Annotated in this window: 8 protein-coding genes and 1 rRNA gene; all 9 read right to left on the bottom strand. The window is 45.7% G+C overall.

Going from position 1 to position 10882, the window contains the following annotated elements:
• Positions 1–274 (bottom strand): 16S ribosomal RNA (locus BM358_RS24265); the annotation flags it as partial.
• 377 nt (positions 275–651) lie between these two features.
• Positions 652–2667 (bottom strand): NAD-dependent DNA ligase LigA, encoded by a 2016-nt coding sequence (gene ligA, locus BM358_RS24260; RefSeq protein WP_028542090.1) that lies wholly within the window; start codon positions 2665–2667, stop codon positions 652–654.
• Between the two features lie 89 nt (positions 2668–2756).
• Entirely contained in the window at positions 2757–5081 is a 2325-nt protein-coding gene (gene pcrA / locus BM358_RS24255; RefSeq protein ID WP_023990577.1) for a DNA helicase PcrA, read from the bottom strand.
• A gap of 41 nt (positions 5082–5122) precedes the next feature.
• A complete protein-coding gene (locus BM358_RS24250; protein ID WP_049828463.1) occupies positions 5123–5833 on the bottom strand; it encodes a heptaprenylglyceryl phosphate synthase in 711 nt (236 codons plus the stop codon).
• A 126-nt stretch (positions 5834–5959) separates the two neighbouring features.
• Positions 5960–6832, bottom strand: a complete 873-nt coding sequence (locus tag BM358_RS24245; RefSeq protein ID WP_023990579.1) for a phosphatidylinositol-specific phospholipase C/glycerophosphodiester phosphodiesterase family protein — start codon at positions 6830–6832, stop codon at positions 5960–5962.
• Between the two features lie 106 nt (positions 6833–6938).
• Positions 6939–8339: an undecaprenyl-phosphate glucose phosphotransferase gene (locus tag BM358_RS24240; RefSeq protein ID WP_023990580.1), complete on the bottom strand. Its 1401-nt coding sequence runs from the start codon at positions 8337–8339 to the stop codon at positions 6939–6941.
• Positions 8336–9244, bottom strand: a complete 909-nt coding sequence (locus BM358_RS24235; RefSeq protein ID WP_028542092.1) for a glycosyltransferase family 2 protein — start codon at positions 9242–9244, stop codon at positions 8336–8338. The genes BM358_RS24240 and BM358_RS24235 overlap by 4 nt, the downstream gene beginning before the upstream one ends.
• A 371-nt stretch (positions 9245–9615) precedes the next feature.
• The gene (locus tag BM358_RS27225; protein ID WP_354005523.1) at positions 9616–9693 is read right to left on the bottom strand and encodes a putative holin-like toxin; all 78 of its coding nucleotides are present in this window, start codon (positions 9691–9693) and stop codon (positions 9616–9618) included.
• 199 nt (positions 9694–9892) lie between these two features.
• A complete protein-coding gene (locus BM358_RS24230; RefSeq protein ID WP_028542093.1) occupies positions 9893–10804 on the bottom strand; it encodes a glycosyltransferase family 2 protein in 912 nt (303 codons plus the stop codon).
• Positions 10805–10882: the final 78 nt, after the last annotated feature.

Raw genomic sequence — 10882 nt, 5'->3', positions numbered from 1 at the left:
TTTACCCCACCAACTAGCTAATGCGCCGCAGGCCCATCCACAAGTGACAGATTGCTCCGTCTTTCCTCCTTCTCCCATGCAGGAAAAGGATGTATCGGGTATTAGCTACCGTTTCCGGTAGTTATCCCTGTCTTGTGGGCAGGTTGCCTACGTGTTACTCACCCGTCCGCCGCTAGGTTGTTTAGAAGCAAGCTTCTACTTAGCCCCGCTCGACTTGCATGTATTAGGCACGCCGCCAGCGTTCGTCCTGAGCCAGGATCAAACTCTCCATTAAAGACCAACCGAAGTTGGTTTATAGAAAGAGCGATAAGCTCATTTTTAATGCTAGCGATTCTTCTTATAAAAGAAGAAATCTTTATTTCATCATCCATTTGTTCAGTTTTCAAAGAACTTGTCTGTTCTCGTTCATTCAACGAGCCAGGAATTAGATCATACCATGTTAGTCGCTTTCTTGTCAAGTCTTTTTTTGATTAACTTTTCAGCAACCTCGCTTCAAGAAATGTTATTCTCAAAGCAACGTCTAATAATATATCATGCCTAAAGTTATTTAGCAAGCATTTATTTATATCTATTTTATTTCCTACTATACAACAGATAATAAGGCAGCCACCCCGCCCCAGAGCGGAATGACTGCACTCATTGCAAAACTATTTATTCTTGTTCCAGCAGTCTGATAAATTCATCCTCATCTTCTATGGTGTCAATTCCGAGCTGTTGGGCCTTAGCCAGCTTACTCCCAGCCTTTTCACCAGCTATGACTAGATCCGTCTTTTTCGATACAGACCCCGCAACTTTGGCTCCCAGCGCCTCCAGCTTGGATACAGCTTCTTCACGCGTAAGCTGATGCAAGGTACCTGTAAGCACGACCGTTTTGCCACTGAAAAAGCTGTCTGTCTTCTTCTCCTGTGGAGCTTCAGGGGCTTGAGCTTTCACCCCTAGAGACAGCATCTTTTCAATTCCCGCCTGAGTAAATGGATCGGCAAAGAAAGCCACAATGCTTTCGGCTACAATCCCGCCTACATCCGGTAGTTCTATCAGTTCTTCCACCGTAGCGGACATCGTCTTGTGCAAATCACGGTAATGTTCAGCCAACATGCGTGTTGTCGCTTTACCGGTATTCGGTATACCCAGAGCATAAAGGAAAGAAGCCAAATCTCTCTCTTTACTCTTTTCTAGTGCCGCCAAGAGGTTACTGGCCTTTTTCTCACCAAACCGCTCCAGCTTCACAAGATCATCATATTGGAGTGTATACAGATCCGCAGGCTCGCGCACTTCCAGTTCGTCATGTAGCTGTATGGCCGTTTTGTCACTGAATGTCTCAATATCCATAGCATCACGTGAAGCAAAATGGGAAATACGAGCCACAATTTGTGGTTTACACCCCAGCTTATTGTCGCAAAACAAATGGGCACCTCGCTGCTGCAACGGAAACCCGCAGGCTGGACAATGATCTGGTACGACAATTTCCTCCCCGTCGTTCTCAGACGTTACCTTTCCTAATATCTCCGGAATGACATCATTTGAGCGACGGATAAACACACGTGCCCCCAAAGCAAACTTCAGGTTTTTGCGCTCAATGTCACCAGCATTGTTCAGTGTACAATTTTGTACAGTGACTCCCGCCAGCTCTACCGGCTCTACCCTTGCAAGTGGGGTGATTTTACCGGTTCGTCCTACATTCCACTCAACCGAGTTAAGCACCGTTGTCGTTTCCTCAGCTTCGAACTTATATGCCACCGCCCAGCGTGGGAATTTATCGGTATACCCGAGAGCCTCACGTGTGCGCATATCTGTAATTTTCAATACTGCCCCATCAATGAGGTAATCCAATCCGGCACGAGATTCTTCAATCTCAATCAGTTGCTCCATTACATCTTCAAAATTATCAAAGTAAGTCAGGTAAGGGTTTACCTTAAAATGATTTTCACGCAGGAAAGTCATCATTTCCTGGTGGCTGTCAAATTGGATACGGTCTGCATATCCCACATTGTAGAAAAATGCATTCAATCGTCGTTCTGCTGTCACTTTGGGATTCAAGTTACGCAAAGCGCCAGCTGCGGCGTTGCGTGCATTTTTAAGAGGGTCCACGGCAGTCTCATTATATTTGGACAGTACAGAGAGATTCATTATCCCTTCTCCCTGTACTTCAATTGTTCCATTTCGAAAAGGAATTGTAAGTGGCACGGATTTAATGGTCTTCACCTGTGCCAATATTCCCTCACCCACCACGCCATTACCGCGGGTAGAAGCCTGTACCAGCTGTCCATCAGTATACGTCAGGTTCAGCGTCAGTCCATCAAATTTAAGTTCTATTGCATAGCCTGGAGATGGCAAAGGTTGCTCCGGGTTCTTGGTATTGTAATCATTGACCAGTTTAACAACACGCGCGTTCCATGCACGCAGCTGTTCCATATTCTGAGCTTTATCAAGGCTCCATAATGGGGCAAGGTGGCGATGCGGTGTGAAACCTTTGAGTAACTCCCCACCCACACGCTGTGTCGGCGAATCCGGCAGCACAAGACCGCTCGTCTGTTCAAGCGCTACCAGCTCGTCATAAAGCACATCATATTCTTTGTCGCTGATCTTGGGTTCATCCAGTGTGTAGTAATGATAGTTATATGTGTTCAGTTCAGCAACAAGCTGCTCCATCCTGTGCATTGGGTTCATGCAGGCGTATCCCTCCGGGAACTTCATCAGGGCAGAGGCCTAAGCCAAGCTGCCACTCATGAGGTTCGAGATTTAATGATGTTTGAGATTTATTCTACTTTTGTAATTGGTGCAAAGCCAGCCAGCAGTCGTTTAACCCCTACTGGAGCCGGGAAAGCAATTTGAAGCTCCATATCATTACCCGTCCCTTTTACAGCGACAATGGTTCCAATCCCCCATTTGCCATGCTGTACCTTGTCTCCAGCAGCAAAAATGGAGGGGCCTCCTGCCGAAGCAGCCGGAGTTGCTTTCGCAGATGAAGATGTCGTTACTGTTACGCGGGGTGACGCGGAAGCGGACGAACCACTGCGGCTCATCGTATCAAACGAGCGTTCTCCACCAAAGTTGCTGCCACTACCTTTATTCAGTCCGCGCCCACCATAAGATCCGCCTACATTGCCTGAACGGCGGTAGCGGTCACGTTTAATGATCGTATCCTCTTTTAACTCGTCCGGAATCTCTTCGAGAAAGCGGGAAGGCGGGTTAGCTGTGGTGCGGCCAAACAGAGTGCGCATCTGTGCGCATGTAAGGAACAGTTGCTCCTCTGCACGGGTAATCCCGACATACGCCAATCTGCGCTCTTCCTCCAGCTCTTCGTTATCCAGAAAAGCACGACTATGAGGGAATACTCCCTCCTCCATACCGACAATAAATACGATAGGAAACTCCAGTCCTTTGGCGCTATGCATGGTCATCAATACAACCGCATCGCTTTGCTCTTCTTCATCGTCATTCATGGAATCAATATCGGCAATCAGAGCAAGGTCGGTCAGGAAGGAGACGAGTGACTTGTCTTCCGCTCCTTTTTCAAATTCCATGGTTACCGAAAGGAACTCATCAATATTCTCCAAACGCGAGCGTGACTCAAGTGTATTCTCGTTTTGCAGCTCCAATCGATATTGGGTGGTTTCCAGCATTTTTTCTGTTAACTCGGTAACCGACAGGTAGTCTACCATCCGACTTAAACCTTCGATCATATCGTAAAACTCTACCAACGCATTGCGCGTACGTCCTGCAAAGCCCAAATCGTCTACAACTTGAAGGACACGGAAAATCGAAACTCCACGTTCCGCTGCAGCTGCCTGCAATTTACCGACGGTCGTGTCTCCGATGCTTCGTTTTGGCACATTAATGATTCGGATCAAGCTGATGTCGTCGTCAGGATTGGAGAGTAGGCGAAGATACGCCAGCAAATCCTTAATTTCTTTACGATCATAGAACTTGATACCGCCCACGATCTGGTAAGGAATATCCGATTTAATCAAAATTTCCTCGACAACCCGAGACTGAGCATTCGTACGGTACAAAATGGCATGATGGCTATAGGTTTTGCCCGCATTAATATTCTTATGAATTTCTGAGGCGATGAAGTAGCCCTCATCATGCTCGGAGTCAGCACGGTAAACTTTAATCTTGGCTCCGCCTTCTTTGTCAGTCCATAGTTTCTTCGGCTTGCGGCCTGTATTTTGACCAATAACTTCGTTGGCAGCATTGAGAATATTTGAGGTGGACCGGTAGTTCTGCTCCAGCAAAATGGTGCGCGCTTCCGGGTAGTCCTCTTCAAAATTCAAAATGTTGCTAATATCCGCCCCCCGCCACCGATAGATGGATTGGTCACTGTCACCTACTACGCAAATCCGGTGATGCTTGTCGGCCAGCATTTTGCACAGCATGTACTGCGCACGGTTCGTATCCTGATATTCATCAACATGAATGTATTGAAATTTCTTCTGGTAGAAATCCAGTACCTCAGGTACTTCTTTAAATAGCTGAATCGTTGCCATGATCAAATCATCAAAATCAAGAGAGTTGTTGTTTTTGAGCCGTTGTTGGTACTTGGTATATACCTTCGCCACAATCCCCTCAAAATAGTCGCCAATCTTGCGCTCATACATTTCGGGAGTGACTAGTTCATTTTTAGCCGTACTCATCATAGACTGAACCGCTTTGGGTTCAAACTTTTTGGTGTCTATATTCAGATCCTTCATGCAGCTCCGAATGACAGACAATTGATCCGTAGAATCCAAAATGCTGAAATTGGAGGTGAAGCCAATCCGCTCGATATCCCGACGTAAAATACGCACACACATCGAGTGGAAGGTGGATACCCATACATCTCTTCCCTGTGGGCCAATCAGCTTGGATACGCGATCCTGCATTTCACGCGCAGCCTTGTTCGTAAAGGTAATCGCCAAAATGCCCCATGGAGCCGTCTTGCGGGTCGCGATGAGGTAAGCTATTCGGTGCGTGAGCACCCGTGTTTTACCACTGCCTGCGCCAGCCATAATCAGCAGCGGACCATCTACCGCCTCCACAGCCTGACGCTGAGGCGGATTAAGGCGAGCTACCGCCTCATGTATATCTATTGATTGCATGCGTGCATGCTCCTTTCCCTGAGCTTCCATAAATTCACGTTCTATACTTCCAATTTCACAGCTATCGTCTCCAGCGCCTTCGCCAAGTCACGATAAATGATGTTACCTACTACAATGGTGTCACAAACCGCAGCCGCTTGTAACGCGGTAGATTTATCCACGATTCCTCCCCCGTATAGGACACGAGAGCGCTCCGTACTGCGATGTATTTTTTGCACCAGCTCCATATCCCCAAAAGCACCGCTATATTCCACATATACAATCGGCAGATGCATGAGCTTGTCAGCAATCTGTGCATATGAGGCGGCAGATGAAGCACCCAGCGAAGCATCTGCTCCGGTAAGCTTAGCGACCGTGGAATCACCGTTCAAAACAATATATCCTTCCGCCACAAGCAAATCCCACGGGATCACATAACCAAGCTGTTCAATCGCACGTTGGTGCTGCCCTAGAATCCAATTACTGTCAGTGGTATTCAGTACCATGGGAATCATATATAGATCAAACCCTGGCACTACAGCCTCCAGATCGGACACCTCAAGCACACACGGCACCTCATAACGCCGAACCCGTGACAGCAAATCCACCGTATTTTCATAGGTTACGCCCGATGAACCTCCTACCATAATGGCGTCCGTACCAGACATACACACGGCGTCAAGTGCCTCGTCATCCAGTTCCTTGTCAGGATCAAGCTTAAACACATGCTTCCATGATTGAATTGAATCTGCCAACACACATTCCTCCAGCATCCATTGCTTTTGTTATGATCCAGTCGAGCCGAATTCCAATATCCAAAAGCGTTCTATGCTAAGTCTATGACAGTGCTTAAAAGGTGTCAATGTTCGTATCAAATGGGAACACCCCGTTCAGACAACTCATGGTCGTAGCGCATACAACCAACTGCGTTTACTAAGTTCTTTTTCCGTTAAAATATCTGTATAGAAACCTCGCACACCCATCTGTTCATACTCAGCCGCATCCTTCAACTCATTAATAGTATTTACGTAGCACACTGCCCCTGCCTGACGCAAACTTTCCACTAAAGCACCACTCACCCGATTCTCTGGTAAAGTTACTGCCGTTATATCATTTTGCTGTACAAATCGAATGATCTGGTCATCTTTATCCTCTGTGGCGTAGAGCGTATAAATAACGGATGGATAGGGATAAATACTCCGCAACGTTTGCAGCATTTCTTCATTGTAAATTTGAGGAACAATACGGGACAAAAGCTCGGGGTTTTTCTCCTGTGCCTGACGGGTCAGTTGTGCAAACAACTGTTTGATTTGGGCAGGGTCCTGTTCTTTCGTATCGGTCACAATATAAGCATCCGGGTATGTCTCCAATAGATCCAATACATCCTTCCAATCTACTGGAGTATAGGAACCGTGTATGGGTGTGTTTTTAAATTGATGATAGCTCCAAGGTTTTCCGCCCTGTTCTGTAGCAACTGCGTGTTCCTGTTGCATTTGCTCTGTAAAAGATTCTGTCCATTCATGGCGCGCCACCAAATGTCCGTCCGAAGTAAACATCAGGTCGACCTCGAATACGCGGCTGCCTTTTTTATAATTTTCCACAAACGCTTCACGCGCATTAGTATAGGCCAAACCATCAACGGCTCCCATGGCATGCGAAATCACACGGTGCGTGGTAAAGCCAGTATGTTCTTCTGTAGATTGCCCTTTGTAACCCAGTAAAAATGTGCCGGTTAATATTAAAAGAATGACCGCAGCAATTAGTCGTTTCATAGGGTGTCACATCCTTTTCGTACAGGTCAATACCCCACATACGCATACTCAAAACAACTGCCAGACGCAAAAACACCCTCCGGCTAAACCGAAGGGTGACTCTGGATTAATACGCATTCTTGAAACCATTGCGAATCGTACGGAAAATAATTTTAATATCGAATAAGAGCGACCAGTTCTCAATATAGAAAATGTCATGCTTAATCCGTTCCTCAATAGATGTATCTCCACGCAACCCGTTGCTCTGTGCCCAGCCTGTGATTCCAGGACGAACATGATGCTTCACCATGTATTTTGGAATTTCCTCACGGAACTGATCCACATAATAGGGTCGTTCTGGGCGTGGACCAACGACACTCATATCACCCAGCAGAACGTTGAAAAATTGCGGCAACTCGTCGAGACTCGTTTTACGAATAAAAGTACCAAAACGTGTGCGTCTTGGGTCATTAGCAGTCGTCCAGCCCGTATCTTCAGTTCCAGGGGGCAGCACCTTCATCGAACGAAATTTGTACATTCGGAAGGTGCGACGGTTCAAGCCTACCCGCTCCTGCTTAAAAATGATTGGCCCTCTGGATGTAATCATCACACCAATCGCCACCCCTAGCATGATCGGAGAGGTCAGGAGAATCGCGAATAAAGAGAATAAAATATCGAACAGACGCTTAAACAATCGATTCCCCGCCACATCCAGTGGAATATCCCGTACATTGATCATCGGCATACCTGCAAAGTTGTCAAAGTACGGGCGAGCCGGCAAATAATCGAAAAAGTCGGGGATTATAAGCGTGCGCACTCCAGCTTTTTCACACATGTTGATAATCTTGGGGTACTTATCATGAGCATCCAGCGGCAGCGCCAGAATGACCTCGTCAATCATCAGACGCGACAGCGTAGCCTCCAATTGATCTAAGCCTCCAAGAATCGGGCGAAAATGCGCCTCTTCCTCTTCACTCCAATGCCGCTTATCATCCAGAAAACCCACTACCTCGTATCCCAGATCAGGATACTGTCCAAGGTTATGATAAAATCGTTGGCCTAGAGTACCCGCCCCGAGAATAAGCATGAATTGCTTGTTGTATCCTTTTTGACGGAGAGCTTTAAGAACTTGCTTCAAAAAAAATCGGTAAAACAAAATAAGCAGAACGTTTCCAATCATATAGATTGCCAAATAGGACCGCGAAATGTCGATTTGCTTCACGAAGAACATCACACTCAACAGCACGAACAGGCCAACAATATGAATCTGGGTGACGCGGAATACGTCGTCTGCAAACCGTTTTTTGCGTTTGGGCGAATAGAGCGAGAATAACATCCCCAATACTACAGCAATCAGGCCGTAGATTAAGCTCCAGCCTCCATATACTTGAATAGGAAGCGGTTCTTTATAGGTGATCCATTCACTTTCAAATTTGAAAAACCAAGCGATCAGAAATGACAACTGAATGACCGCGAAATCCGCCACAATATATAATTGGGTTAAAAAACGCTGATTTCTGCGTATCATGCTTTCACCTCAGTACGAGATTGTTCCCCGCCGTCTGGCTTGACCGGTGCGGACAACTTATTTTTTAGAAAGGCCATTCCAAATTTCACGGTAATTCCCGCATATACAGCCATATTGGTGATCCAACTGTATTGCTGTTTATAATGCTTACGATGAAATACCCACATTGCTCTATGAAACTCATAAATAATTTTCAAAGGACGACGGCGAGCGCTGCCCCCTTTGATATGAATAATATATGTGCGCGGGTAGTAGTAAATGCCCCACCCGGCTTGCTTAATCCGGTAACACCAGTCAATATCCTCACCATACATAAAAAAGGTTTCGTCCAAACCCCCGACCTGGTCAATCGTCTCCCGGCGCACCAGCATAAAAGCACCTACCAGTACATCTACAGGATACTCATCGTCCGGGCTTAGATGCCCAAGCTGATATTGATTGTACTTCGGGTTATCCGGGTGACGCTTCGACCAGCCGAAAGCGTAGTAAAAAGAAGCTGACGGCGTTGGAAATCCTCGCTTACAAGCCTTGTCTAATGATCCATCCGGCAAGATGACCTTGCAACCCGATGCCCCCATCTCCGGATGCGTATCCATAAACTGAACCATTGTATCCAGCGTGTCCGGTTGCACCAACGTATCGGAGTTCAATAACAATATATAACGCCCGCTGGCTACTTCCATCCCCTGGTTGTTCGCCTTGGCAAAACCTGTATTATTCTTATTGGCTATCAACGTAATCTCCGGGTATGCAGCACGAATAGCCTCAACAGATCCGTCACTGGAGTGATTATCAATAACAATCACTTCATATCGGTACTGCGACTTTGACGCATACACCGATTGCAAACAATCCAGCGTCAATTGACACGTATTATAGTTGACGACCAGTATGCTTACATCCATATTTAAAACGCTCCTGACAAATTCAGTAATCTATTCTACTATCGCCTATTATAGCATACCGCGCAGACCACGGGGCGCAAAAAAGCACATAACTTGTAACCTTACATAGTTAGTAGAATTTCACAAAATTCGATTCCTGTCGCTCCAAAGTGCAAATATAGACAAACGAAACCATTTCGATCTATATATTGTTCATTGGGAGTCGTTTATTAGATTTTTGTAAAATCCTCGGTTGAGGTCTAAAATTCATCGTGGTAAGATATACATGGAAAAAGGGCTGGTGCCAGCCAGCCCCTGCGCAACCAACGCTCCAAGAGCGGACGGTTTTGGAACAATCAGGCCGAAAATAGACCCTTCCTTGCGGGGGCGGTCTATTTTCGTTTGTTAAACTCTAACAGTGTGACGATTAACGCCCCGAACGTCAGCATTAAACTGAGCGCCTCAAACACTGTCACAGGCTTCACCCCCCTCCTCGGGAGAGTTAGCCGACCGCCCTTGCCAGCTCTATCGGTTGCACGTTTCAATTATACTATATTTTTCCATAAAGGAACACGCATTCGATGGTATTTTATCTAGTATTCATTTGCACCTTTGACTATTTGACGCTCATATATGGAAAAAAGTTTCAATATTTTTCTTTCCATACCTCTATAACTTCCTCATTATGAAAACCAACTTATAAATCCAGTTGTCCAACCGTGACTGCCTATAAAATGGAGACTGCCAAATATATTTCATACGAGAAAATACGCCCTTTTGGTAGCTTTCCAGGAACTGATCCATATCTTTATACATTTGAGGAGACATGTCTTGTCCATAAAGTTGAATAAATTGCTGGGCTTGTTTGCTTAAAATATAGCGATTTTTTCCTTTTATAAATCTACTTAGTCTTTTCCTCCACTTGCTAACCCAGCCATCGGTAGAACCTCCTAGCACATTGTTTTGATGCTGCCGATACCAAATGGACGGCTCGGGGTCAAAAACAACCTCACCAAAAGAGGAGGTGCATAAATAAATCCACCAGTCATGCATAATAATGTTATCCAAAGAAGTCGGAATTCTCTTTTTCACGAGCTTGAGTGTTTCTGTATTGATCACCATGGTACAACCTACACACACATTCTCAATGAGAGCATTATAGAAGGATACAGGTCGTGGGATGTCAGCTGGCCATACTTTAAGTGGTTCCAATGTTTGAGAGACCATTTGTGTAGCAGAACAGTACATCAGCGGCCGGCTTCCATCCTGATCCCTCAGATGAGCCGCAGCCTGAGCAAGTTTGTTCGGCATCCACACATCATCCTGATCACAAAAAGCGTAATAGTCGAATGCCTCAGACGATCTTTGAATCAAATCAAAAAAGCTTTTAATAACCCCTACATTGCTCTCGAGGCATAAAATAATCTGTTGAGGATAACGTTGCTTCAGCACTCTCAACTTGGCAACCGTATCATCTGTCGAGCCATCATCACGAATTAGAATCTGAACTTCTACGTCTTTTTGATTGATGAGACTTTCTATTTGCTCATCTAAATAAGCTGCTCCATTATATGTAGACAATAAAATTTGTATGTTAGGTCTGTTCAGAGTAATGACCTCCTTCTTTTAAAATGTGTAATAGAGGGACAATAGGTTCCA

The organism is Paenibacillus sp. cl130, from assembly GCF_900116035.1.
Lineage (GTDB): Bacteria > Bacillota > Bacilli > Paenibacillales > Paenibacillaceae > Paenibacillus > Paenibacillus polymyxa_B.
This window is presented reverse-complemented; position numbering and strand designations above follow the sequence as displayed.

Bases quoted from the DNA above. Each gene is read 5' to 3' on its own strand.
- ligA (WP_028542090.1), bottom strand. From the start codon at position 2,667: ATGAACCCAATGCACAGGATGGAGCAGCTTGTTGCTGAACTGAACACA.
- pcrA (WP_023990577.1), bottom strand. From the start codon at position 5,081: ATGCAATCAATAGATATACATGAGGCGGTAGCTCGCCTTAATCCGCCT.
- BM358_RS24250 (WP_049828463.1), bottom strand. From the start codon at position 5,833: ATGCTGGAGGAATGTGTGTTGGCAGATTCAATTCAATCATGGAAGCAT.
- BM358_RS24245 (WP_023990579.1), bottom strand. From the start codon at position 6,832: ATGAAACGACTAATTGCTGCGGTCATTCTTTTAATATTAACCGGCACA.
- BM358_RS24240 (WP_023990580.1), bottom strand. From the start codon at position 8,339: ATGATACGCAGAAATCAGCGTTTTTTAACCCAATTATATATTGTGGCG.
- BM358_RS24235 (WP_028542092.1), bottom strand. From the start codon at position 9,244: ATGGATGTAAGCATACTGGTCGTCAACTATAATACGTGTCAATTGACG.